Origin of the sequence: Mesorhizobium sp. M1A.F.Ca.IN.020.04.1.1 (assembly GCF_003997315.1) — a bacterium.
In the GTDB taxonomy this organism is placed as follows: domain Bacteria; phylum Pseudomonadota; class Alphaproteobacteria; order Rhizobiales; family Rhizobiaceae; genus Mesorhizobium.
Genome location: NZ_RZSN01000098.1, coordinates 1 through 22,323, shown reverse-complemented (window position 1 = coordinate 22,323; position 22,323 = coordinate 1). Strand labels below are relative to the sequence as shown.

Here is a 22,323-nt window from a genome sequence, read left to right as displayed (position 1 = left end):
CGAACGCGGGCCGGGCAGCGAACCCATGCCGTTGGTGCGATCGTCAAGAAGATCGGTCAGCGAACGGGTAAGGCCGTCCGTGGTGTCGGTCAGCTTGGCGATGCGGGTGTCGAGCAGGCTGGCGAAGGCCTCGCCCGAGGTCGACAGGCGGTCAGTGATCGTGTCGAGCCGGGTTTCCACCGAATCGAAGATCGACAGCGAGCTCTCGTTGATGCGATCGATCAGCGTGTCGCCCGAATTGTTGATCGTCATCGACAGCTTGGTCGAGGCATTGAGGATCGAATCGCGGATGATATCGCTGGCGGCACCGATCTCGTCGCGCAGCGTCTCGTGCGCGCCGTGGATCGAAGCGCGCACGCGCTCGGCATGGCTAACGACAGCTTCGCGCTCGCTGCCCAGCCCGTCGACCAGCGAGCGGATACGCGCTTCGTTCTCGGAATAGGAGCGCTCGATCTGGTTGACTTCGCTGTGGACGAGGGTTTCGAGCTCGACGGCGCGGGCCAAAGTGCGTTCGATGCCTTCACCCATGGCGGCGACCTCGCGGCGAACGGCCTGGCCGATCATCATGACGCGGTCTTGGGCAAGGTTTTCCGGCTCGGCGAGGCGGAAGGCCACTTCGGTCATGGATTGCGCGGCGATGCGCATTTCCTGCGCGCGCCGGATCATGGCGGCGAAGGCCCAGAACAGGATGACTGGGATGATCGCCGCGACCGCCAGGCCGATCAGCTCGGGGCGGGCGAAGAACTGGTCGAGAGTGCGGATCTGCCAGATGCTCGGCCCGAACAGCAGGTTGGCGAGGCCGCCGGCGCCCGCGATCCAGGCGAGTGAAATGAACGCGATCACCCAGTAAACGGTGCTCGAAGCGCGCCGGTTGAGGCCATGCAGAAGCGTCCGGTAATCCTTTTGGCGATCGTCATTGGCCGGCGTGAAACCGGCAGGAGCCGGCGTAAAACCGTTCGGTTGCGAGGCGCGCGATTCGAGCGGGCGCAGTTCCGCCGGCTTCGGCTGGGGCGCCGCCTTCGCGGCCTGAGGCTCATTTGCCGGCTCGATTCTATGGCTGCGGCCTTCGCGCGCCAGTTCATCCGCGGCCGCCGAAATCTGGGCCTCGAGATCTTCCATCGACGCCGCCATGTCGAGCCCGCCTTCGTCGCCGTTCAGGTCAAGGTCAAGCGCCTTTTCCAGTTCCGCGGCCACGTCGCTCTCGAGAGATTTGGTCGTCGTCGGTTTCTTAGCCATGCCTTCGCTACCCTGTACTAGCTGCCGCGGGACTTATGATTTTGGCCTGATTCTGGCTTGTCTGGTCCCAGACAGGAGGCTGAAAATGGACGTTCGTATCGTAATGACACACACGGGTAAAGAAAACATGCATTCCCGGCGATACGTAAAACTTTAAATATAAGGTTAACGAGAGCGTGATTTGGCTGCCTCCGTGACAACATTTTTCCCCGGCAATCGTTAACCCGTTGGCGACGGGAATCCGCCTATTTTCGGGCCGCCGGCCGCCCTTTCTTGGAGTAGCAGTGCGTATGCGTGGCGAGATTGGTATTGCGTTTTCCATGCCCGGCGGGGACGTGTCGGGGACGGCAGGTTCGCGACCTGTGGATATGGCCCACCTTGCGCGGCAGACGATGGATGATCGCGCGCTCGAACAGGAGGTGCTGGCGCTGTTCGTGCAGCAGGCGCTTTCGGTGCGCGACAAGATCGTCGATGCCGATGCCAAGGAACGGGTGCTCCTTGCACACGGCCTGAAAGGCTCGGCCCGCGGCATCGGCGCCTTTGCCGTCGCCGAATGCGCTGCAGCCATTGAAAGGCAGCCTGAGGATGGTCGCATCCTGAGGAAGCTGGGCGTGCTGATCGATGAAGTGCGGGACTTCATCGCCGCCATCAGCCGGTAGTCCTCCAGGGAGCACATCCAGAAAAAACGTCATGCGGTGGCGCTTTCGCGCCGCAGTTGACTTGTCCGGCGGAGTGATTATCTCGGCTGCGACTCCTCAGGTGACAAATGGCCAAGCTGACTTACATCGCCAATGACGGTACTCAATTCGACGTGGAGGCCGAGAACGGCTCGACCGTCATGGAAAACGCGATCCGCAACGCGGTGCCCGGCATCGAGGCCGAATGCGGCGGCGCCTGCGCCTGCGCGACCTGTCATGTCTATGTCGACGAGGCCTGGACGGGCGAGGTCGGCGAGCCGGAAGCGATGGAGGAGGACATGCTGGATTTCGCCTACGACGTCCGGCCCAACTCGCGCCTGTCCTGCCAGATCAAGGTGCGCGACGCGCTCGACGGTCTGGTCGTGCGCGTTCCCGAACGGCAGGGCTGAACCAAGTCTCCATTTCCAATTTTGCCGTGGCTGCTTGGCAGCGGGCCAATGCTCATGCACTGTCGCCAGCATTCCCAAAATGGGGCGGAGCTGATGACGGACACGATCAAGACGGACGTACTCATTGTCGGGGCAGGGCCGGTCGGCCTATTCGCCGTGTTCGAACTCGGGCTCTTCGACATGAAGTGCCATCTCATCGACATCCTCGACCGTCCCGGCGGGCAATGCGCCGAACTCTATCCGGAAAAGCCGATCTACGACATTCCCGGCTGGCCGATGATCACTGCGCAGGGTCTGGTCGACAAGCTGCTCGAACAGATCCATCCCTTCAAGCCGGACTTCACTTTCAACCGGATGGTCTCAAGCCTCGAAAAGCTCGAGGACGGCAGCTTCCGCGTCACCACGGACGAGGCTGAGGTGTTCGAAGCCAAGGTGGTGGTGATCGCCGCCGGCGGCGGCTCATTCCAGCCCAAGCGACCGCCCATCCCGGGCATCGAGAGCTACGAAGGCAAGAGCGTGTTCTATTCGGTCCGGCGCATGGAAGATTTCCGCGGCCACGATCTCGTCATCGTCGGAGGCGGCGATTCGGCGCTCGACTGGACGCTCAACCTGCAGCCGATCGCCAAAAGCGTGACACTTGTCCACCGGCGTCCGGAATTCCGGGCTGCGCCCGACAGCGTCAACAAGATGTACGCCATGCAGGAGATGAAAGAGCTGGAATTCCTGGTCGGTCAGGTGAGCGGGCTCGCAGGCGCCGACGGCCAGCTCTCGTCCGCCACCATCAAGGGTGGCCCGGATGGCGACATCGAGGTGCCATGTACGCGCATGCTGCCGTTCTTCGGCCTCACCATGAAACTCGGGCCGATCGCCGAATGGGGGCTGAACCTGCATGAGAACCTCATCCCGGTCGACACCGAGAAATTCCAGACGTCGGTTCCCGGCATCTTCGCCATCGGCGACATCAACTGGTATCCGGGCAAGCTGAAGCTGATCCTCTCAGGTTTCCATGAGGTCGCCCTGATGGCGCAGGCCGCAAAACGCATCGTCAGCCCGGGCGAGCGCATCGTCTTCCAGTACACGACCTCGTCGACCAGCCTGCAAAAGAAGCTCGGCGTCCACGATTGACGTGATCATTCGGCGAGCACGGGCGCTGCGTGCTCGTCCTTGCCGCGCAGCGGCTTTTCCGGCATCAGCGCCAGCGCGATCAATGCAAGAACAAGAGTGATGCCGGCGGTGAGGAAGATCATCACGAACGGCATTGCCGATGTCAGCTCGATATGCGTCTGCGAGCCCTCGGCGGCGAGCGGCAGGCCGTAGCCGAGCGCGACGGCGCCGAGCAGGGCGACGCCAAGCGCGCCGCCCAGTGTGCGCAGGAAGGTCAGGACGCCAGTCGCGACACCGAGATGGGCGCGATCGACCGCATTCTGTACCGAGACGGTGCTGACCGGGAAGGTCGTGCCACTGCCGAGGCCAATGAGGGTCGTCAGGATTTCGACTTCGAGCAGCGACGCGTGTGTCGCAATGGCACTCAGCACCCCGATGCACGCGATCGCCAAACTGACGCCGACCATGGCAATGCGCTTGTAGTGGACGAAGCGCGGGATCATGCGGCCGCTGAAAGTGGCACCGGCAACGGTGCCGAGCAGGAGACCCAGCATGGCGATGCCGGATTCACTGACCGAGAGCCCGACGACCGATTGCAGATAGACCGGCAGGTAAACCGACGCCCCGATATTTGCCGCCTGCAGCAGGAACATCGACAACGTGCCGGCGAGCACGATCCGGTTGCCCAGCACCTCGAGCGAGATCAAAGGCTCACTGGCCCTCAGCAGCCGCAGCGCGAACAACGCCCAGAACGCGGCCGAGCAGGTCACCAGCCCAAGGATTTCCGGCGAGAACCACGGATAGGTGCTGCCACCCCAGTTGAGCGCCAGAAGCAGCAGCGCCGTGGCGATCACCAAGAGCACTGCGCCCAGCCCGTCGATGCGGTGATGTTTTGCCGCGATCGGCAACTTCTTCAGCGGATTGTTGATGATGGCCATCGCCAGGAAGCCGATCGGCAGGTTGATCCAGAAGATCAACGACCAGTGGAGATGCTCTGCGAAGACACCGCCAAGCAGCGGGCCGGCGACGCTGGCCACCGCCCAGGTGCCGGAGATCCATGCGGCGTAGCGGGCCCGCTCGCGTGGCGGCACCAGATCGCCGATGACGGTTTGCGTCAGCGCGAAAAGGCCGCCACCGCCGGCCCCCTGGATCGCCCGGCCGATGACCAGCACCAGCATGTTGGGGGCCAGGGCGCTGACCAGCGATCCCAAAAGAAAGATCAGGATGGCGGCGTAGATGACCGGCCGGCGGCCGTAGACGTCGGAAATCTTGCCGTAGAGCGGCGCCATCGCGGTGGCCGTCAGCAGATAGCCGGTCACGATCCAGGGCAGGTATTCGGCGTGGCCGAGCGCGCGCGCGATGGTCGGCAAGGCAGGCGACACAATGGTCTGGTCAAGCGCCGCCAGAAGCATCGACAAGAGCACGCCGCCGATGATGGCGTTTTTCTCGCTCTCGCTGATCGATGGCGAGGCCGTTGTCCTCATCGTCGTGCGATTGTCGACGGTCTGGTCCATGCGTCACTCTTTCAAGGTCGGTGCGCCGTCGGCAAGAAGCAGCCGGTGCGGGGCGTCCTGCGCCCGTCATTCGTATCTCGGTTTCCAAAGTCCGCCGGACGGCAAACCCGATATATGTCGGTCGATATAGGCCGTTTTCGACCGATGCTCGAAAGTTTTCTGGAATCTGGCACCATTGTTTCGGCGGTGTTGGCTTTCGCCGGCACCACCGGTCAAATGGTCAAGCCGGCGGCAACCGCCCGCTTTGGGTGCGCTGCATCCGGTAGCGCAGGAGCCGGATGATTCGGCTCTCGAAATTGACGCTTTCGACGCGGTCGAACTGCACCTGGGCGCGATCGTGCTTGGCGAGGATGGCAGCCGAGATCTGGGCGGCCTGGGCCTTCGCGGCTTCGCAGGTCCTTTGCGGATAAGTCGCCTTCAGCGCGTCCTCGAGTTCGCGCGCGTGGTTCTTGGCGATCTCGACATGGCGCTCTTCGTGGCGCTTGATGTCGGCCGACAGCGTATCCCAGAACAGCCTGACCTGCGGATCCGCCTTGCGCGGGCGCCGCCATTCCGGGAGGATCACCTTGACCTTCACGGTCACCTGCGCGTTCGCGATCCGGCAGGAATTCGCGGTCTGCGCGTAGCTGACGCGGGTGGTGAAGGCCATCTGCGTTGCGCCCGGATGCCGGGAGCCGGTGCTCTTCACTTCCGGTCCGTTTTTCGTCAGCTGTTTTTCGATGTCGTCCAGCGTGCGGCCGCCGACGCTGAAATAGCTGTAGGTCTTCACCAGATTCGCCGCGGCGGCCGGCGTGGCGGCCAGCGTGAGCATCAGGGCGCAGAGCAGGGAACGGTTCATCATGTTGCCTCTTCACGCACCTTGCTTTACGGCCGTTGCCGGCGCAACGAAATTGATTTCGCGTGGATCACGCATGGTTGATGGACAATGACGACAAGGCGGTGGCAGCTCGCGCATGGACGCCATCTCGACCTCGGCCCCAAGTCGGTCGTGGTCGGCATCCTCAATGTCACGCCGGATAGTTTTTCCGACGGGGGATTGTTCATCGCGCCGGAGAAGGCGATAGCCCAGGCGCGCCGCATGGCGGAAGAGGGCGCGGCCATCATCGACATCGGCGGGGAATCGACGCGGCCCGGTTTTGCCCCGATCAGCGCCGAAGAAGAGCAGACGCGGGTGCTGCCGGTCATCGAGGCGCTCGCGGCATCGGGCGAGGCGCTGATTTCGGTCGACACCTATCGCGAGGACACCGCGCGGCGGGCCGTCGCTGCGGGGGCGCATATCGTCAACGATGTCTGGGGACTGCAGCGCGAGCCCGGCATCGCGAGAGTCGCGGCCGAGACCGGCGCCGGCCTCATCATTATGCATACCGGCCGTGAACGCCAGAAGCTGCCGGACGTGATCGAGGACCAGCTTCTGTTCCTCAGCAAATCGCTGGAGATCGCGCGCGCCAGCAATGTTGCCGAGGACCAGATCGTGCTCGACGCCGGTTTCGGCTTTGCCAAGGAAACGACGGAGGAAAATCTCGATCTGATGGCGCGGTTCTCCGAGCTTCAGGCGCTCGGCTTTCCGCTGATGGCGGGAACGTCGCGAAAGCGTTTTATCGGCGGCGTCACCGGGCGCGAGCCCGCTGAGCGCGCTGTCGGCACGGCGGCCACGAGCGTCATTCTGCGGCTCAAGGGAGCCGATCTTTTTCGCGTCCACGATGTCGCAATCAACGTGGATGCGCTGGCGATGGCCGATGCTATGCTGGCGCGAGAAAAACTTTCTCCCGGACGCTGACGATGTATGTCATCCGCATGAAGAACTGCGCCTTCTTTGCCCGGCACGGCGTGCTGGACGAGGAGGAGACGCTCGGTCAGCGTTTTTATGTCGACGCCGAACTCATCGTCGAGCCCAGCCGGCCGCTGGAGGACGATTCGATCGAGGATACCGTCAATTACGGCATCGCCTTCGCGGTCATCGAGAAGATCGTCACCGGGCACCGGCGTTTCCTGATCGAGGCGCTGGCGCTGGAAGTGGCGAAAGCGCTGGCGGCGCGCTTTCCACAGATCAGGAAAGCGGAAATTACCGTGCGCAAGCCGAACGCCCCGGTTCCGGGCGTGCTCGATCATGTCGAGGTGACAGTTGTCTGGCCTCAATAGCGCCGTCTACCTTAGCCTCGGCGGCAATCTCGGCGATCCGGCGAAATCCATGGCCGCGGCGCTGCGCATGCTGGACGGCGACGACAAGACGCGCGTCACCGCTGTTTCCTCACTGTACCGGACGCCGCCGTGGGGCAAGCTCGACCAGCCGGATTTTCTCAATGCCTCCGCCGGGATCGAAACCGCGCGCTCGCCACGCGGCCTGCTCGATCTCTGCCTGGACGTCGAGAGGCGCCTGAAGCGGGTGCGCGAGGAACGTTGGGGGCCGCGCCTGATCGACATCGACATTCTGGTGTTCGGTGACCGGGTGATCCACGAGACGGGCCTTGAGGTTCCCCACCCGCGCATGCTGGAGCGGGCCTTCGTGCTGGCGCCGCTGGCCGAGATCGCGCCCGATCTTGTGGTCGGCAACAAAAGCGTGTCGGAGCGGCTCGGCGCCGTCGATATTTCGGGGATCGAGCGGCTGCCGTCCGGCCGGGAGTGGTGGCTCGCTTAGATTAGCCGAGGGTGGGATTGGTTGGAGGAAGACGGATCTTGGCCGTGGCGATCATCCCATTCAACCACTTCCACGGACGCTTCAGACTCAAACAGGGTCACGGTCATCTTCCTATCGAAATCCGAAAAGAAAATCTGGGCCACCATGTGCCCGTGTTGGTCGGCGAGTTCCAGATACATGCCATCGCGTTGGACGTCGCTTCCGATCGTGGCTTCGTAGGTCCGCCCTGCTAGCACGATCATGTGTTGATTATCCGCAGTTTGCCTGTTCAGCCGGAGAAACCGCCGCCCTCGAGAAACGTCTTTTCCTCGGGCGTCGTCTCGCGGCCGAGCATTTTGTTGCGGTGCGGAAAGCGCCCGAAGCGCTGGATGATCTCCAGGTGCTCCTTGGCGTATTTCAGATAATCCGGCGCCCTCGCCGCTGTAAGTTCGAGCGAGCGTTCCTGATCCGCGAGCGACTCCGAATGCTCAAAGGGGAGATAGAGGAAGACACGGAGTGACTCTTCAAGCGCCATATCATGACCGGCGGCGATCGCCCGATCGGCGAAATGCCTGGCCAGCGGATCGGTCGCGTACATATGCCCGGTGCCGCGGAAGCAGTTGCGCGGAAACTGGTCGAGCAGGATCATCAGCGCCAGCGATCCTTCGGCATGCTCGCTCCAGGCGTCGCATTCGCGCCGGGCGGCGGCGTGGTGCAGCTCGAGGAAGCAGTCGCGGAAGCCGGAGTCGAACGCGTCGTTCTTCTCGAACCAGGCGTCCTCGCCGGCATCGCGCCAGAATTTGGTGACGGCAAGCGCCCGCGGGTCGAGTTCTGCCATGCGCTGCTCCTCAGCTCTTCGTCTCTGCCCTGTTCAGCACGCCGGCCGTCTCTTCGTTCAGCGCCCGGCCGGCGCGGCGCGGCTGCGCGAGCGGGGTCGGGATCGGCGTGCCGATATTGCCTTTGAGAAAGCGCTGGCCGGCGCGGATACCTTCGGCGAGCTGTGTCTCGATGCGAGCTGTGTCGCGGCGGCGAACGTCCTCGATCACCTCGGCTACCTCCTCCGGATCGACGCCCAGCGCTTCCAGGGCCGAGCCGCCGAAGACCAGCGCCGATTCAAAGGTCTCGCGCAACTGATAGTCGACGCCGGCGCGGATGAGTTGCAGCGCGGTGCCGCGGTCGAAGGCGCGCGCCAGGATAGTGACCAGCGGGAATTCGGCCTTGATCAATTGCGCGATGCGCACGGCCACGTCCGGTTTGTCGACGCAGATCAGCACGGCGCGTGCGCGGCCAGCGCCCGCCGCACGCAGGATGTCGAGCCGCGTGCCGTCGCCGTAATAGACCTTGAAGCCGAAATCGGCCGCCGCCTGGATCATCTCGACCTCATTGTCGATGATCGAGACGTCGAGGCCGCGCAGAAGCAGCGGCTGGCTGGCGATCTGGCCGAAGCGGCCGAAGCCGATGATCAGCACGCTTCCGGTTAGCCCGTCGGCGATGTCGACGCCTTCCAGCGATTGCTCGTCGCGCGGGGTGAGGTAGCGCAGTGCCAAGATAGCCACGGGCGTCAGCACCATGGAGATGATGACGATTGCGGTCAGCGTGGAATTGGCCTGGCCGTCGATGATGCCGACGACGGCGGCCGAGGAATAGAGCACAAAGGCGAATTCGCCGCCCTGCGCCATGACGACGGCGCGCTCGAGCGCCTCGCGATGGCCGCTCTTGAGCATACTCGCGACCAGATAGATGCCGAGCCCCTTCATGACCATATAGGCGACGACATAAATGGCGACTAGGCGCCAGTTCTGGGCGACGACGCCAAGGTCGAGCGACATGCCGACGGCAAGAAAGAACAGGCCGAGCAGGATGCCGCGAAACGGCTCGATATCGGCTTCGAGCTGGTGGCGGAAGGTCGATTCGGAGAGCAGCACGCCGGCGAGGAACGCACCCATCGCCATCGACAAACCGGAAAGCTGCATGGCTAGCGCCGACCCAAGCACCACCAGCAAGGCGGCGGCCGTCATCACTTCGCGGGCGCGGGCATCGGCCAGGATGCGGAAGAGCGGGTTGAGCAGATAGCGACCGGCCACGACGAGGCCGACGATCGCCGCGATCCCGATCCCCACTTCGGTCAAGCGCTCAGCCAGGCTGGTCTCCGCGCCCCCCGGCGCCAGGAACGCCACCAGCGCCAGAAGCGGCACGATCATCAGGTCTTCGAGCAGAAGGATCGAGACGATGCGCTGCCCTTTGGGCGCGGCGATCTCGCCGCGCTCCTCGAGCAGTTGCATGACGATCGCGGTCGAGGTCAGCACGAAGCCGGCGCCGGCGACGAAGGATTGCGCGATCGGAAAGCCTCCGGCCAGGCCGACAAGCGTCAACAGAACGGCGCAGACGCCAACCTGCAGCGCGCCGAGACCAAAGATTTCCCGGCGCAGGCCCCAGAGTCGCGACGGCTGCATTTCCAGGCCGATGATGAACAGGAACATGACGACGCCAAGCTCGGCGACGTGAAGGATGGCTTCCGATTCGGAAAAAATGCGGAGGCCGAACGGCCCGATGACCACACCGGCAGCGAGATAGCCGAGGATGGAGCCCAGCCCGATGCGCTTGAAGATCGGCACGGCGATCACGCCGGCAGCGAGCAGCGCCACTACCTGTACGAGATCGCTGCCCGATGCTTCAGCCGCCATGACTACCGTCCTTTCGTTTCAGCACTCCTTGCATGCAGCGGGAGTGCGAGGCAAGGGCAGGGGGCCTGGCAGGAAGAGCAGGGGTGTCGGCCCGAAAACGAGCGTGTGCCGTCAGGCAAACTCCCGCTGCAGCTTCGTACACAAGTTTACGGAGCCCGGTCGTTGCGCGCCGCCACAATCAAAGGTTAAGGCCGGTCGGCTTTGGCTATGGAGCTTCAGCCATTGGAGGGCAGCGGCGATGGGCCGCTGCCTTTTTTTGAGGAGATGACTGACATGAAGAATTTTTTGCTCGTTGCCGTTGGCGTTGCGGCGCTGGCCGTTTCGGCCTGTTCGAAGGGACCGGAGTGCACACAGGAGATCGCCGCCAAGAAGGCGCAGGACATGGCTGCCGCGCTTCAGGAAGCAATCACCAAGGATCCGAGCAAGGCGGCTGATCTGACGGCCAAGGTGCAGGCCGTGACGACGAAATATCAGAATGCCACGACGCTGGACGAAGTCTGCAAGGCATATGACGAAGTGACTGCCGCCATCAAGGGTTGAGCCAAGTCAAAACGAAAGAAGGCGGTGGCCATTGGCTGCCGCCTTTTGTCTTCCTCGATCGCCTTTGCTCAGTTCTTCGCGATCGAGCCGACTTCGACCGTGTCGACCCGCTTTAGGCTCATGCCGATGACCGGCACCAGCTGCTTGTCGACGCGCACGGCGACCGTCACGGTCATCGAATTGTCGTCGGGAACGCGCGCCTGCATGACGCCGTTCAACTGATTGCGGTTAATGGTGAAGACGACCTTTTGGGGATCGACGACATTGCCGCCGACAATGTCCATGCCGTTGCCGGTCGAGCCGCCCATGAAAGTGCCTTTATAACCATCCCGGCCCCGGCGTTCGACCGTCGCCGACATCTTCTGGGTGAAGACGCCGACCCGGCAGTCGCCGTCTAGCGTGATGCCGACCTTGCCGTCCGGCGTGGAACCGTTGAAATTGCAGGTGAATTTCGTGCCCTTGTATTTGCCGGCGATGATTTCGCCAGGGCCGACCCATTTGCCTTCGACCGAGCGGAAAAACTGCTTGTCAGCCTCTGCTCCAAAGGCCCTTTCGACGAGGCCGAGCGGTACGGCGGCCGCAACCGTTGCGGTCATGACGCAGGACAAGATTACGCTTCTCATTGACAACACCCGGCACGAACGAGTCTGCTGTTGGAACCAGAGTGACCATGAAGAAGATTGGTTAATGCTTCGTCACTGGCGACCGTTTCTGCATTTACCTTACTGCTCGCTTCGGCCATCCTTTCGCGTCGCGAACGAGGTCAATGCCGAGAGGAAATCGCCTAGCCCCGGTCGCTTTACCGCAATGAACGGCAGCGGGCGCGTCGTTTCCATCGCCGCGATGCCGATGCGCGCCGTCATCATGCCGTTGACGACGCCTTCACCAAGCTTTGCCGAGAGCTTCACGGCAAGGCCGTGGCCGACGATCTGCTGCACGAAACTGTCGCCGACGGCGATCGAGCCGGTCACCGCGAGATGGGCAAGCACACCGCGCGCCAGGCGGAAGAAGCCCAGCGTGCCGGGACGGCCGCCATAAAGTTCCGACAGGCGCCGGATCAACCTGCCGGCTTCGAACACGACATAGGCGACGTCGACCAACGCGCGCGGGCTGACCGCCGTCACCAGCGAGACGCGCTTCGCGGCCTCCAGGATCATCATCTTGGCGCGGGCATCGAGCGGCGACAGAATCTCGGTCTCGGCGAGCCGCACCAGATTGGCGCCATCAATAATCTCGCCGCGCAATTCGGCGAGCGAGCGGCGGCCGGCCGCGGTCTCCGGTTTTGCCGCGACGAAGGCGGAAAGCTCGTCGACCAGAGCGCGCGCGGCCTTGGGGTCGTCGCGCGCCACCGCATCCACGGCCCGTCGCTGTAGTTTCTCGACCTCAGCGAGGCGTGCGATGGCGAGGAACTCGCGGATCAGGACGATCAGCAGCGACAAAAGCGCGATGGCCGCCATGCCGGCCGCCAGCCAGCCCAGCCATTCGGCGCGCGCGAAAAGATCACGGATGAGCTGATCCGTCCACAGGCCCACCGCGAGCGAGACAAGCACGCCGAAAGCTCCGAAAAACAGGCGTGCCAGCAGCGAGCGCCTCCTTGGAGCGGTCGCCGGTGGCGGCGGGGCCTGCTCGATATCCGGCTGGTCGAAAACGTCGATCTCCGAGGGAATGACCACGGCGACATCGGCCCTGGCGGCGCGTGGCCTGCGCACGGGCTGTTCGGCGCCACGCTTCTGCGGCGCCTCGTGCCTTGGCGCGGGCTCGGGCTCGATGCGGAAGGCCGCCGGTTTGCGGGGCGGATTCATGCCAAACGATCTCCGATCAGGAACTGAAGCGCGCGGTCGAGGCGAATATGCGGCAAAGACAGCGTGACGCCTTCGGCCGTCCGCTCGAGCTTCGGCGGACGAAAGCGCACGAAACGGATCGCATTGTTTTCCGCCTGCTGCCCGGAAACGTCGAACACGGGATCGACCTTTTCCGGCAAGTCACCGGGAAATATGGCTGTTTCGGCTTTGCCGTCGAATGTCTCGCCGTTGATCTTCTCGCCTTTCAAGGGCGTGCCGATGATCACCGGCAATGTCTCGCGGCCTTGCTTCACGGTGCCCTCGCGGGTCGAGCGCACCGCCGCCATGGCGACCACATCGACATCGGCGCCGCTGAAATTGGCCCGCGCCACCGCCCGGTCGGCCAGGCGGCGCACGATCGCCTGCAGCCGGTCATGGCTTTCGTGGTGCAACTGGTCGGCTTTGGTCGCCGCCACCAGGATGCGGTCGATGCGCCTCGAAAACAGGTCGGTGACGAAATTGCCCCGCCCGGGTCGGAAGCAGGAGAGGATTTCGGTGACGGCCCGTTCGAGGTCGGCCATGGCGGCCGGGCCGGCGTTGAGCGCCTGCATGGCGTCTATCAGCACGATCTGGCGGTCGAGACGGGTGATATGCTCGCGAAAGAACGGTTTTACGACATGGGTCTTGTAGGCTTCGTAGCGGCGCTCCATCATCGCCTGCAGCGATCCGGGGCGGCGCCGTTCCGACAATTTCATCAGCGGCGCGAAGGTCAGCGCCGGCGAGCCTTCGAGATCGCCCGGCATCAGGAAACGACCCGGCGGCAGCGTCGACAGCGCACGTTCGTCGAGCTTGCAGGCCGTGAGATAGGCGGCGAAGCTTTCGGCGAGACGGCGCGCCGTCATCTCGTCCGCGTCGGCGTCCGGATCGACTGAGGAGGCCAGCTCCTGCCACGCCTGTGACAGGTCGGAGCGGACCGGCAGGGCGGCCAGCTCCACCGCCTCGCGCGAAAAATCGGCGAAAGATTTACCGAGCAGCGGCAGGTCAAGCAGCCATTCGCCGGGATAATCGACGATGTCGATCGACAGCTTTCCGGCCGAAAACAGCCGGTTCCAGCCGGAGGCCGACTCGTATTCGATGGTCAGCCTCAGCTCTGAAATCGCGCGCGTCGAATCCGGCCAGACACGGTCGTCGACCAGGGCCGCGACATGGTCCTCGTACTGGAAGCGCGGGACGGCGTCGTCCGGCTGCTCCTCGAGCAAGGCGCGGGCGATGCGGCCCGATTTTTGCGCTTCGAACAGCGGCAGCCGCCCGCCATGGATAAGGTTATGGACGAGAGCGGAAATGAACACCGTCTTGCCGGCGCGGGAGAGGCCGGTGACGCCCAGTCGCAGGGATGGGGAGAAGAGCCCGGCGGCCCGGCCCGACAACGTGTCGAGCGCAATCCTCGCCTCGTCGGTGAAAGTGGTCAGCGATGATGCCAAATCTGCCTCTGGGTCGCCCGTCAGGGCCCGATATAGGCCTTGGGCAAGGCGTTTGAAATGGTGTCAGAGATCGGCGGGACTGAGAAAGGCCTCGAGATAACCACGGCCTTGGCCTGCTTCACCGAGGTTGCCGGGAAAACGCACGACGGCGAGTCCGGAAGTGGGAAAGCCGTGGTTGAGCATGCCTCGCGCGGTCTCATCGCCGTCGCCCGACACCGCCATGGCTAGGTCCTCGGTCATCGGATTGTGGCCGATCACCAGCAATGAGCCGGCCCCGCTGTTCTTACGAATGATTTCGAGATAACCGGCGGCATTCTCGCTGTAGAGTGTGTCGAAGAACAGCACCCGGCCGGTGTCGGTGCGGCCCGCAAGGCCTTCCAGGGTCTGCCGTGCTCGCTTGGCGTTGGAGCAGAGAGTGACATCCGGCACGTAGTCGCGGGCCCGCATGGCGTCACCCATCGCCTCAGCGTCGGCCATGCCCGATTCGTCGAGCGGACGATCGAAGTCACGAACACCGGGCAGCGCCCATCCGGCTTTGGCATGCCTCAACAGATAAAGTCTGCTCAACCGGCTCCCCCTTTATGTTGAATACGCTGAGCGTTTTGGCGATTAGTCACCAGAACGGTGTCGTGCACAATGGCATAGGACGCGCAACCGCGCCGAATCGCTGATGATTTCGATCCCGACCGTTGAGAAATGGCCGCCGCGAATGCCTGCTGCTGCGAAGACTAACAAATGCGTGAAACTGTTATTGTTTCCGCTTGTGCAGCCCCTTGTCCGCGAATATATAGGCGCCAAATTTGGGGTTGTTGGGTGAGTCGAATGAACGACATCGTTACCGCCGATTACGTACCCTCCGAAGACGAGCCGTTCATGAACGAACGGCAGAAATCATACTTCCGCCAGAAGCTTATCACATGGAAGAATGACATCCTTCGCGAAGCGCGTGAAACACTCGAAATCCTCCAGCAAGAAAACGCCAACCATCCCGACCTAGCCGACCGCGCCTCTTCCGAAACCGACCGAGCCATCGAACTGCGCGCCCGCGATCGCCAGCGCAAGCTGATCTCGAAAATCGACTCCGCGCTGCAGCGGATCGACGAAGGCACCTATGGCTATTGCGAGGAAACCGGCGAGCCGATCGCGCTGAAGCGGCTCGACGCCCGCCCGATCGCGACGCTGTCGATCGAGGCGCAGGAGCGCCACGAACGCCGCGAGAAGGTCTACCGCGACGACTGACGCGGGTTGGGACAGACGCAGGTTTTGCGAAAATGGCCGGATCTTTCCGGCCCTTTTCTTTTTTGAGCGGCAATCCTTTGGGGGTCAGCGTTTGTGGCTGGCCAGCTCGCCGAGAAGCTTGGTCATCTCGTCATCGAGCGAGGGCTTCGCCGCCGGCTTGCTTGCCGGTTTGGAATGGGACTCCTCCAACGATGCCTCGAGCTCGTGCATCAGTGTGTCGTCGATCGAGTCGTTGGAGGGCTGCGGCGGGGCCTGCCGGCCAGTGCCATTCGTCCCATACGCAGGGAGCGGCATGACTTTCGCGGCCGGGGGAGGCGGTACCGGCGGCTTTGCCGGAGGGGGCGCCGCGCGCGGGCGCGACACGGGCTCGCTCACGGGAGCCGGCGCCGGTGCGGTCGGCTGCCTGGCCGGGGCGGGTGCGGGCTGAGGCGCCCGCGGGCGCGGCGCGGCGGCCTGCTGCTGGCCGCTGTCTCCGGTCAGCGCCGGACGGCGAGGTGCTGCCAGCCTTATGTCTCGTTCGACCACGACATCAGTCGGGCCGCCGATCAGGATGAGGTGTTCGATATCGTCGCGCCGCACCAGCACCAGCCGGCGGTGGCTGTCGACAGCGGTGGCGTCCATGACGGCGAGCCGTGTCTTGCGATTCCGGCCTCCGGCAACGAAGGTGCCGAAAGTCAGGTTGCGGACTACCTTGATGACGAGCAGGACCACGACCAGCAGAACAAGGGCCGCGAACGTCCATAGAATTGCAGCGACGTAACCCGGCCCCGCTACGCTATCCAGCCACTGCAGCATCGGTGCACCCAATCGCCTTTGAAGTGACGCGACACTAGACCTTAGGGACTAGCCTCCGCAAGGCGACATCACCCATCGTGAACAGTTTGAAACATGAATCGTTGATTTTATCGGACATTTGCCGTCCGGGCCTTTTCCGCTACAGGAGAATGTGATTCAACCGGCCGTTCGCGGGTGTCGGGGCATCGGAATCACGAGCAGGGGGCACATGGCCAAGGAAACGCGCGGCGATTTCTATCCGGTACCGATCGTCGACCAAAACACGCGTCCGGGCGCCATCGCCAGGCTCATCATCTTCATCGTCGTTTTGACCGGCGCGGCGGTCGTTTTCGGGTTGTTCCGCGAGCGCCTCGGCGATCCGTTCCTGCTCGGCATGCTTGGCGTGCTCGCCATGATCGGCGTCGGCTTTCTGTTCGCGACGGCGATCGGCTTCGTGCAGATCGCCCCGCGTTCAACCGGCGACGAGCTGTCCAAAGCGTTCGTCGATTCAATGTCGCAAGGCCTCCTGGTCACCGACACCAAGGGTCGCGTAATCTACGCCAACCGGGCCTATGCCGAGATGACGGGGGCCGCTTCGGCGGCGGACCTCAAGACGGTCGAGGGGCTGCTTTCGGACGTCCCCGAGGCTTCAATGACCATCTACCGGCTGGCGTCCGGCCTGCGCGACGGCCAGGCTGGCGACGGTGAATTTCGCCTGGCGCAGTCGATCAAGCCTGGGGCCGAGCCGGGCGCGCGCTGGTACCGCGTCCGTGCCCGCGCCTTCAATGTGCCGGGCCAGCGGCTGCCGATGCTTGCCTGGCAGATCGCAGACATCTCGCAGGAGCGGGCGGAACAGGAGCGTTTCTTCCTCGACCTGCAAAAGGCGATAGACCATCTCGACCACGCGCCCGCAGGCTTCTTCTCGGCCGACCAGGAAGGCCGCGTTACTTATATCAATGCGACGCTTGCCGAATGGCTAGGCATCGACCTTGCCAGCTTCACCCCGGGCGCGGTCACGCTGCCGGAGATCGTCGCCGGCGACGGCATGGCGCTCGTCCGCTCGGTCAAGGCTGATCCCGGCGCCACGCGCAACGCCGTCATCGACCTTGATCTGACGACAATGAGCGGCCAGGCACTGCCGGTCCGCTTCATGCACCGCGTTTCGGCAAGCCGCGAAGGAGTGAACGGGCCGACGCGCACCATCGTGCTCAACCGCACCCAGGGAGAGGACGCGTCCGCCGACCTGCGCGCCTCGGAGGTGCGCTTCACGCGTTTCTTCAACTCGACGCCGATGGCGATAGCCGGCGTCGATGCCGGCGGGCGCATCCTGCGCACCAATGCGCCGTTCCTGTCGCTGTTTTCGTCCGTCGTCGACCGAGACGCTGTCGACCGGCGCGTGCGTTTCGAGAGCGTGGTGCATGAACGCGACCGGCCGGCCTTCGCCGCCGCCTTCGAGAAGGCGCGGCAGCGGCAGGCCAATATCGAGCCGATCGACTCGTTGCTGCCCGGGCATGAGGAGCGCCACATCCGCTTCTACGTGAATGCCGTCGCCGACGGCGCCGGTAGCGAGGGTGCGGAGGAATCGGCCATCGTCTACGCCGTCGAGACTACCGAGCAGAAGGCGCTCGAGGGCCAGATGGCGCAGAGCCAGAAGATGCAGGCGGTCGGCCAGCTTGCCGGCGGCATCGCGCACGACTTCAACAACGTGCTCACCGCCATCATCATGGCGTCGGACCTCCTGCTCACCAACCACCGGCCGTCGGACCCGTCCTTCCCCGACATTATGAACATCAAGCAGAACGCCAACCGGGCGGCGTCGCTTGTTAGGCAGTTGCTGGCCTTCTCGCGCAAGCAGACCTTGCGGCCGGAAGTTCTCAACCTGACCGATGTGCTTGCCGATCTGCGCATGCTGCTTGCCCGCCTGGTGGGCAACGATATCAGGCTGAAGATCGACCACGGGCGGGATCTGTGGCCGGTCAAGGTCGACATCGGCCAATTCGAGCAGGTGGTGGTTAATCTCGCCGTCAACGCGCGCGATGCGATGCCCACCGGCGGCGATCTTACCGTGCGCACCCGCAACGTCATGGCCGAGGAGTGCAAATCCTTCCCGTATCGCGAGCTTATCCCGGCAGATTATGTGCTGGTCGAGGTCGAGGACACGGGCAGCGGCATCGCGCCGGAGGTGCTGAAGAAGATATTCGAGCCGTTCTTCACCACAAAGGAGGTCGGCAAGGGAACGGGCCTTGGCCTCTCGATGGTCTATGGCATCATCAAGCAGACCGGCGGCTTCATCTACTGCGATTCCGAAGTCGGCAAAGGCACGGTGTTCCGCATCTTCCTGCCGCGTCACGTGACGGAGGTGAAGAAGGCGAGCGAGCCTGCCGACACTGCGGCGGCGGCAGCTCCAGCCAAGCCGGCCGACACGGCGAAGGACCTCTCAGGTTCGGCGACCGTGCTTCTGGTCGAGGACGAGGACGCCGTTCGCATGGGCGGCGTGAGGGCGCTGACTTCGCGCGGCTACACCGTTCACGAGGCTTCCTCCGGCGTCGAGGCGCTGGAGGTCTTCGAGGCGCTCGGCGGCAAGGTCGACATCGTGGTGTCCGATGTGGTGATGCCGGAAATGGACGGGCCGACGCTGCTCGGCGAACTGCGCAAGCGCCAGCCGGACATAAAATTCGTCTTCGTTTCCGGCTACGCCGAGGACGCCTTTGCCAAAAACCTGCCGGCCGACGCGCATTTCGGCTTCCTGCCCAAACCATTCTCGCTCAAGCAACTGGCGACGATCGTCAAAGACGTGCTGGAATCTTAAAGCGCATCGGTGAAGCAGATCAGGGGACGCGCTTCAGATCATTGCTTGATGCAGGTCGTTTCCCCAAAAGCGCTGCGCCCTTTTAGGCGACATGTCTTAAACAGCTATCGCTTGCACATTGCAGCGAGCCTGCCATGATGGCGATCGGATGGGTCCTGTCATGGGGGTGATAGCGCGTGACGCCGCACATCGAGGCGGGCAGGGGAGATTATGCCGAAACGGTGCTGCTGCCGGGCGACCCCGAGCGCGCGCAGTGGATGGCGCAAACTTTTCTGGAGGCGCCGCGCTGCATCAATCTCCGTCGGGGCGCCCTCGGCTTCACCGGCCGTTTCCGCGGTAAGCCGGTCAGCATCCAGGCAACCGGCATCGGCGTCTCTTCTTTCCTGATCTATGCCCATGAGTTGCTGGACTATCATGGCGTGAAGACGCTAATCCGCACAGGAACATGCGGCGCATTGTCGGATGACGTTCCGCTGCGGGGCTTGGTCGTTTCAAGCGCCGTGCGCGCCGAGGGCCCAATCAGCGGGCAGGTGTTCGGACTTTACCAGCCGGCCGGCCCCGATGAGGCGCTCCATGCGCTGGCGCTGCAGCGGGCCGCCGATCTCGGCATTGCCTGCAGCGCCGGCCTGACCGTCTGCAGCGACATCTTCCATCATCCCGATGGCCGCGCCCGCTTCGACGAGCCCAGGGCGCTCGGCGCGCTGGCAGTCGACATGGAAACCAGCGCGCTCTACCGCATCTCGGCGCAGTTCGGCGCGCGCGCCCTATCGCTGCTGACCGTGGTCGACCACGTCGCCGCCGACGAGCAGACCGAGTATTCCGAACGCCAGGCGCTGTTCACCGACATGACCCGCCTGGCACTGGAAGTCGCGGTCACTGCTTAGGCGGTTTCCGCTTCAACTGCCCCTCGGCTGTCGGCCGGCGACCCGCAGATAAAGCGGCAGGTTGTGCGCAGCATCGAAGCGAAGTTCCTTGTTCGATCAATGTTTCGTGCAGGTGGAGGCGGTAAAGGCGCCGTCCTGCTGCTTCATGATGATGTCGAAGGAGGGAGCGCCTGGATCGTCGAGCGTCGCCTGTGTCAGCGAGATCGAGTTGCCGCCGCTCGTATAGCCGCCGAGCGGGCCGAGCCAGCTGATCTCGCCATTGGCGTCCATCTGGTAGTTGTAGGTTCCCGACGTGCCGAAGGTCACTGGGCCGCTATAGACATTGCCCTTGATGGTGATGTCGCCGAGATTGATGAAGAGGCCGAGCAGATAGACCTCGCAATGATAGACGCCGTCCGGAAGCTTGCCTTCGGCGAAGTCCGCGCGGGTCTTGCCCACGGCCGACGCAAGAAGCAGCAAGCTCAGAAGAATGCGAATCGGGAAGGCCATGCGGTCGCTCATTTCGGCGGCGACCTTGCCCCATTTTGCCGCTGCCCCGCAACTGGCCGGCGAGTGCCGGTACAGAGACGAGATTAAGCATTGGGCAATTTTATAATTTGGGCAAAATCTAGGCAGAGCTGCGCAACGTTTTCTCAAACCCAGGGTGCTTGATCGGCGTCGTTTTATTCGATTGGCAGGCAGTAAGTCTTTGTATTTAACGACTATTTTTCCTGACCCGCGCATGTGTCCGCGTTTGGCACGTCGCTTGCAACCAAGTTTGATGAGATCGATCGTCGGCCATCACCGGTTGACGAGCGGAAGGGTTGCCTTCGAGGGGAAGGCGCTCGACCGGAGCGCGGCGTATGACCGCGCCCGGTCGGGCATCGCATCGTGCCGCAGGGCAGGGAGATTTCTCCGCTGCTCACGGTGCGCGAAAATCTGAAGGCCGGCTTCGCGCCGCTTCGGCGCGGCGACCGCAACATTCCTTCGCATGTCTTCGAGGTGTTTGCGGTGCTGAGGCAGATGCCTTCGCGGCACGGGCGGCGACTTGTGCGGTGACCAGCGGCAGCTCGCCACTCGGGCGGGCGCTGGTGATGCGGCCGAAGCTGCGCACGCCGTCGCCGGTCTCGCGATGCAGAATAGATTCCTCGTGCGGACGCCTAGATCATTGCGGATTATGCACCATTAATGACGCTTCCAAGTAACGGAATGGATCCTTGGGTCTTCGCTCCGGTTCGCGTCGTTACGCGGAAGGATGACGAAGTGTTCGACGGCTCTGGTGTGGCCAATAGCGCATGCTAGTCTTTGCATGGCCTTGGTGAGTCGGGCTCTTTCCGTATCAGTCGAGATGAAGGGGGATGGCGCGGGCTCCGCCCGCAAGGTCCGCGCAAGCAAGCTCGCCTAGCTTTCCCCGCAGTGATTGTCGGTCGATGCGTCCAACAAAAGCTTGCCAGGGGAAGGCGATGGAACGTTTTGTCGAGGACTATCAGAAGCGGCGGCTGACCGAGCGCGTCGATATCATGACGGCGATCAACATCCTGACGTCGCAGGGCTACGACGAGGATGATCTGCTCGGCGAAATAACCAAGGTTTTTTACGTCGACCTCGACGCCTATAACGAAGTAATCGGGCACCATTGACGGCTTGAGCCGCAAGACTTCAACCGTTCCGGAATCGCTCTGAGCTTCAAGCGCAGCGGTGGATGTCGAGCACGCGGCTGCGAGCGAAGACTCCGACATTCCGTAAGGTCAGAGGACGAACACCGACAACAGCAGTATGATGCCGACTGCCATCATCACCAGACCTGGCCAATTCTGAGACAGGCCGAGGAAACGGAGTCCGCGTCGCCGCGGCTCCAGTGTGGGGCCTGGTGTTGCCAGGTTCGGCGCCGGACGGTCCGGCGCTGTAGATGCCGGGTCACTCAGGCGTCCGCGCCTCAAAGTGGCGCCTGCCATGTAGACGACGCCTGCGATGGTAAGCAACGCACCGAGGATGACGGCCATCTTCCCTCGCTCCTTTCCGACGCTGCGGGATGTGGCGAGCGTTTCGCGAGGTCGCCGTACCGATCTTTCGGCGAGATAACCCTCCGCCGACCTCGCGATCGGCTGGGACAGAACGGTCAACATGGCCGGCAGGTTCCGACAAGCCAACTGCCGACGGCGTGCCGCGCCGGGCAAACTTCCGGCGTTCCAACAAAGAGCCGCGCCAGTTTAGGCCGCCACCCGCTTCATCAGCGCCATGGCACCGAAGGGCGCACGCACCTTGCCCTCGCTTATGAAATAGGCGAACACGTCGCGCGGCTTAACCGGCGCGTCGGTCTTGGGATCGGCGCGCGGCAGGTCGGCCGGCTGCCCGCCTTCCGCCCAGGTCTTGACGCGGCCCGCCCATTCGTCGAGCCCTTTCGGCGTGTAGCAATCGGGATTGTCGTCGCTGCCGGTTTGCAGGCGGGCATAGACAAAATCGCCGGTGACGTCGGCGATCGCCGGATATTTGGCGTGGTCGGCATAGACGATGGCGGCATTGTATTTGCGCGCCAGAGCCGGAAATTCCGGCACGATGAAGGTGTCATGCCGCACTTCGAGCGCATGGCGCAGCGG

General features: G+C 63.5%; 24 protein-coding genes and 2 pseudogenes. 12 read left to right on the top strand and 14 right to left on the bottom strand.

Annotation, left to right across the window (positions count from 1 at the left end):
* A pseudogene (locus tag EOA49_RS19445) lies at nucleotides 1–1,236 on the bottom strand (kinesin); the annotation flags it as partial.
* A 290-nt stretch (nucleotides 1,237–1,526) separates the two neighbouring features.
* On the opposite strand from EOA49_RS19445, the gene EOA49_RS19440 reads away from it, so the two are divergent.
* The 3 genes from EOA49_RS19440 (at nucleotide 1,527) to EOA49_RS19430 (ending at nucleotide 3,448) form a co-directional block, all read left to right on the top strand.
* A complete protein-coding gene (locus EOA49_RS19440; RefSeq protein WP_127241628.1) occupies nucleotides 1,527–1,895 on the top strand; it encodes an Hpt domain-containing protein in 369 nt (122 codons plus the stop codon).
* Nucleotides 1,896–2,002: 107 nt separating this feature from the next.
* Nucleotides 2,003–2,323, top strand: a complete 321-nt coding sequence (locus tag EOA49_RS19435) for a 2Fe-2S iron-sulfur cluster-binding protein (RefSeq protein ID WP_066992377.1) — start codon at nucleotides 2,003–2,005, stop codon at nucleotides 2,321–2,323.
* Nucleotides 2,324–2,416: 93 nt separating this feature from the next.
* The gene (locus tag EOA49_RS19430) at nucleotides 2,417–3,448 is read left to right on the top strand and encodes an NAD(P)/FAD-dependent oxidoreductase (RefSeq protein ID WP_067319714.1); all 1,032 of its coding nucleotides are present in this window, start codon (nucleotides 2,417–2,419) and stop codon (nucleotides 3,446–3,448) included.
* A 5-nt stretch (nucleotides 3,449–3,453) separates the two neighbouring features.
* Here EOA49_RS19430 and EOA49_RS19425 read toward each other — a convergent pair whose 3' ends face one another.
* Complete coding sequence (locus EOA49_RS19425; RefSeq protein ID WP_127243303.1) at nucleotides 3,454–4,941, bottom strand: MDR family MFS transporter; 1,488 nt, start codon at nucleotides 4,939–4,941, stop codon at nucleotides 3,454–3,456.
* 220 nt (nucleotides 4,942–5,161) lie between these two features.
* Nucleotides 5,162–5,782, bottom strand: a complete 621-nt coding sequence (locus EOA49_RS19420; RefSeq protein WP_067319718.1) for a DUF922 domain-containing protein — start codon at nucleotides 5,780–5,782, stop codon at nucleotides 5,162–5,164.
* Between the two features lie 84 nt (nucleotides 5,783–5,866).
* On the opposite strand from EOA49_RS19420, the gene folP reads away from it, so the two are divergent.
* Genes folP through folK form a run of 3 tightly spaced genes read left to right on the top strand, consistent with a single transcriptional unit; the run spans nucleotide 5,867 to nucleotide 7,576 of the window.
* Nucleotides 5,867–6,718 (top strand): dihydropteroate synthase, encoded by an 852-nt coding sequence (gene folP / locus EOA49_RS19415; RefSeq protein ID WP_095825308.1) that lies wholly within the window; start codon nucleotides 5,867–5,869, stop codon nucleotides 6,716–6,718.
* Nucleotides 6,719–6,720: 2 nt separating this feature from the next.
* Nucleotides 6,721–7,080 (top strand): dihydroneopterin aldolase, encoded by a 360-nt coding sequence (gene folB / locus EOA49_RS19410; RefSeq protein ID WP_127216234.1) that lies wholly within the window; start codon nucleotides 6,721–6,723, stop codon nucleotides 7,078–7,080.
* A complete protein-coding gene (folK, locus tag EOA49_RS19405; RefSeq protein WP_067319724.1) occupies nucleotides 7,064–7,576 on the top strand; it encodes a 2-amino-4-hydroxy-6-hydroxymethyldihydropteridine diphosphokinase in 513 nt (170 codons plus the stop codon). The genes folB and folK overlap by 17 nt, the downstream gene beginning before the upstream one ends.
* Here the strand turns inward: folK and EOA49_RS19400 are convergent.
* Genes EOA49_RS19400 through EOA49_RS19390 form a run of 3 tightly spaced genes read right to left on the bottom strand, consistent with a single transcriptional unit; the run spans nucleotide 7,573 to nucleotide 10,239 of the window.
* A complete protein-coding gene (locus EOA49_RS19400) occupies nucleotides 7,573–7,818 on the bottom strand; it encodes a hypothetical protein (RefSeq protein WP_127241216.1) in 246 nt (81 codons plus the stop codon). The two genes, folK and EOA49_RS19400, sit on opposite strands and share 4 nt — an antisense overlap.
* A 26-nt stretch (nucleotides 7,819–7,844) precedes the next feature.
* Nucleotides 7,845–8,393, bottom strand: coding sequence for a DUF924 family protein (locus EOA49_RS19395; protein ID WP_067319728.1), 549 nt, complete (start codon nucleotides 8,391–8,393; stop codon nucleotides 7,845–7,847).
* Nucleotides 8,394–8,403: 10 nt separating this feature from the next.
* Nucleotides 8,404–10,239 carry a monovalent cation:proton antiporter-2 (CPA2) family protein gene (locus tag EOA49_RS19390; RefSeq protein ID WP_127241217.1) on the bottom strand — a complete coding sequence of 612 codons (1,836 nt, stop codon included), beginning with the start codon at nucleotides 10,237–10,239 and terminating at the stop codon, nucleotides 8,404–8,406.
* Between the two features lie 222 nt (nucleotides 10,240–10,461).
* Between EOA49_RS19390 and EOA49_RS19385 the strand changes: the two genes are divergently transcribed.
* The gene (locus EOA49_RS19385; RefSeq protein WP_245460732.1) at nucleotides 10,462–10,779 is read left to right on the top strand and encodes a hypothetical protein; all 318 of its coding nucleotides are present in this window, start codon (nucleotides 10,462–10,464) and stop codon (nucleotides 10,777–10,779) included.
* Between the two features lie 68 nt (nucleotides 10,780–10,847).
* On the opposite strand, the gene EOA49_RS19380 is transcribed toward EOA49_RS19385, so the two are convergent.
* From EOA49_RS19380 to EOA49_RS19365, 4 genes are all read right to left on the bottom strand, one after another.
* Complete coding sequence (locus EOA49_RS19380) at nucleotides 10,848–11,375, bottom strand: hypothetical protein (protein WP_245460733.1); 528 nt, start codon at nucleotides 11,373–11,375, stop codon at nucleotides 10,848–10,850.
* Between the two features lie 126 nt (nucleotides 11,376–11,501).
* Nucleotides 11,502–12,581: a TIGR01620 family protein gene (locus tag EOA49_RS19375; protein WP_127241219.1), complete on the bottom strand. Its 1,080-nt coding sequence runs from the start codon at nucleotides 12,579–12,581 to the stop codon at nucleotides 11,502–11,504.
* Complete coding sequence (locus tag EOA49_RS19370) at nucleotides 12,578–14,041, bottom strand: YcjX family protein (RefSeq protein WP_095825311.1); 1,464 nt, start codon at nucleotides 14,039–14,041, stop codon at nucleotides 12,578–12,580. The genes EOA49_RS19375 and EOA49_RS19370 overlap by 4 nt, the downstream gene beginning before the upstream one ends.
* Before the next feature lie 63 nt (nucleotides 14,042–14,104).
* Complete coding sequence (locus tag EOA49_RS19365) at nucleotides 14,105–14,608, bottom strand: histidine phosphatase family protein (RefSeq protein WP_127241220.1); 504 nt, start codon at nucleotides 14,606–14,608, stop codon at nucleotides 14,105–14,107.
* A 255-nt stretch (nucleotides 14,609–14,863) separates the two neighbouring features.
* Between EOA49_RS19365 and dksA the strand changes: the two genes are divergently transcribed.
* Complete coding sequence (gene dksA, locus EOA49_RS19360; RefSeq protein ID WP_040972254.1) at nucleotides 14,864–15,280, top strand: RNA polymerase-binding protein DksA; 417 nt, start codon at nucleotides 14,864–14,866, stop codon at nucleotides 15,278–15,280.
* A gap of 84 nt (nucleotides 15,281–15,364) precedes the next feature.
* Here dksA and EOA49_RS19355 read toward each other — a convergent pair whose 3' ends face one another.
* Nucleotides 15,365–16,075, bottom strand: a complete 711-nt coding sequence (locus EOA49_RS19355; protein ID WP_067319739.1) for a flagellar biosynthetic protein FliO — start codon at nucleotides 16,073–16,075, stop codon at nucleotides 15,365–15,367.
* 208 nt (nucleotides 16,076–16,283) lie between these two features.
* On the opposite strand from EOA49_RS19355, the gene EOA49_RS19350 reads away from it, so the two are divergent.
* Both EOA49_RS19350 and EOA49_RS19345 read left to right on the top strand, forming a co-directional pair.
* Nucleotides 16,284–18,863, top strand: coding sequence for a PAS domain-containing sensor histidine kinase (locus EOA49_RS19350; protein ID WP_067319741.1), 2,580 nt, complete (start codon nucleotides 16,284–16,286; stop codon nucleotides 18,861–18,863).
* Nucleotides 18,864–19,039: 176 nt separating this feature from the next.
* Entirely contained in the window at nucleotides 19,040–19,747 is a 708-nt protein-coding gene (locus EOA49_RS19345) for a purine-nucleoside phosphorylase (RefSeq protein WP_066992426.1), read from the top strand.
* Nucleotides 19,748–19,843: 96 nt separating this feature from the next.
* Here EOA49_RS19345 and EOA49_RS19340 read toward each other — a convergent pair whose 3' ends face one another.
* Nucleotides 19,844–20,236 carry a hypothetical protein gene (locus EOA49_RS19340; protein ID WP_095800800.1) on the bottom strand — a complete coding sequence of 131 codons (393 nt, stop codon included), beginning with the start codon at nucleotides 20,234–20,236 and terminating at the stop codon, nucleotides 19,844–19,846.
* A 265-nt stretch (nucleotides 20,237–20,501) separates the two neighbouring features.
* Here EOA49_RS19340 and EOA49_RS34125 point away from each other — a divergent pair.
* A pseudogene (locus EOA49_RS34125) lies at nucleotides 20,502–20,835 on the top strand (ATP-binding cassette domain-containing protein); the annotation flags it as partial.
* A 354-nt stretch (nucleotides 20,836–21,189) separates the two neighbouring features.
* Nucleotides 21,190–21,366, top strand: coding sequence for a hypothetical protein (locus EOA49_RS19330; protein WP_127241955.1), 177 nt, complete (start codon nucleotides 21,190–21,192; stop codon nucleotides 21,364–21,366).
* 108 nt (nucleotides 21,367–21,474) lie between these two features.
* Here the strand turns inward: EOA49_RS19330 and EOA49_RS19325 are convergent, their stop codons facing one another.
* Together EOA49_RS19325 and EOA49_RS19320 are read right to left on the bottom strand one after the other, a co-directional pair.
* Entirely contained in the window at nucleotides 21,475–21,729 is a 255-nt protein-coding gene (locus EOA49_RS19325) for a hypothetical protein (RefSeq protein WP_066992433.1), read from the bottom strand.
* A 207-nt stretch (nucleotides 21,730–21,936) separates the two neighbouring features.
* Nucleotides 21,937–22,323, bottom strand: a 387-nt coding sequence (locus tag EOA49_RS19320; RefSeq protein WP_164749249.1) for a DUF72 domain-containing protein, incomplete at its 5' end; no start/stop codon positions are given.

Excerpts from the sequence above, each read along its gene's own strand:
- EOA49_RS19440 (WP_127241628.1), top strand. The coding sequence starts at position 1,527 with ATGCGTGGCGAGATTGGTATTGCGTTTTCCATGCCCGGCGGGGACGTG.
- EOA49_RS19435 (WP_066992377.1), top strand. The coding sequence starts at position 2,003 with ATGGCCAAGCTGACTTACATCGCCAATGACGGTACTCAATTCGACGTG.
- EOA49_RS19430 (WP_067319714.1), top strand. The coding sequence starts at position 2,417 with ATGACGGACACGATCAAGACGGACGTACTCATTGTCGGGGCAGGGCCG.
- EOA49_RS19425 (WP_127243303.1), bottom strand. The coding sequence starts at position 4,941 with ATGGACCAGACCGTCGACAATCGCACGACGATGAGGACAACGGCCTCG.
- EOA49_RS19420 (WP_067319718.1), bottom strand. The coding sequence starts at position 5,782 with ATGATGAACCGTTCCCTGCTCTGCGCCCTGATGCTCACGCTGGCCGCC.
- folP (WP_095825308.1), top strand. The coding sequence starts at position 5,867 with ATGACGACAAGGCGGTGGCAGCTCGCGCATGGACGCCATCTCGACCTC.
- folB (WP_127216234.1), top strand. The coding sequence starts at position 6,721 with ATGTATGTCATCCGCATGAAGAACTGCGCCTTCTTTGCCCGGCACGGC.
- EOA49_RS19400 (WP_127241216.1), bottom strand. The coding sequence starts at position 7,818 with ATGATCGTGCTAGCAGGGCGGACCTACGAAGCCACGATCGGAAGCGAC.
- EOA49_RS19395 (WP_067319728.1), bottom strand. The coding sequence starts at position 8,393 with ATGGCAGAACTCGACCCGCGGGCGCTTGCCGTCACCAAATTCTGGCGC.
- EOA49_RS19390 (WP_127241217.1), bottom strand. The coding sequence starts at position 10,239 with ATGGCGGCTGAAGCATCGGGCAGCGATCTCGTACAGGTAGTGGCGCTG.
- EOA49_RS19380 (WP_245460733.1), bottom strand. The coding sequence starts at position 11,375 with ATGACCGCAACGGTTGCGGCCGCCGTACCGCTCGGCCTCGTCGAAAGG.
- EOA49_RS19375 (WP_127241219.1), bottom strand. The coding sequence starts at position 12,581 with ATGAATCCGCCCCGCAAACCGGCGGCCTTCCGCATCGAGCCCGAGCCC.
- dksA (WP_040972254.1), top strand. The coding sequence starts at position 14,864 with ATGAACGACATCGTTACCGCCGATTACGTACCCTCCGAAGACGAGCCG.
- EOA49_RS19355 (WP_067319739.1), bottom strand. The coding sequence starts at position 16,075 with ATGCTGCAGTGGCTGGATAGCGTAGCGGGGCCGGGTTACGTCGCTGCA.
- EOA49_RS19350 (WP_067319741.1), top strand. The coding sequence starts at position 16,284 with ATGGCCAAGGAAACGCGCGGCGATTTCTATCCGGTACCGATCGTCGAC.
- EOA49_RS19340 (WP_095800800.1), bottom strand. The coding sequence starts at position 20,236 with ATGGCCTTCCCGATTCGCATTCTTCTGAGCTTGCTGCTTCTTGCGTCG.
- EOA49_RS19330 (WP_127241955.1), top strand. The coding sequence starts at position 21,190 with ATGGAACGTTTTGTCGAGGACTATCAGAAGCGGCGGCTGACCGAGCGC.
- EOA49_RS19325 (WP_066992433.1), bottom strand. The coding sequence starts at position 21,729 with ATGGCCGTCATCCTCGGTGCGTTGCTTACCATCGCAGGCGTCGTCTAC.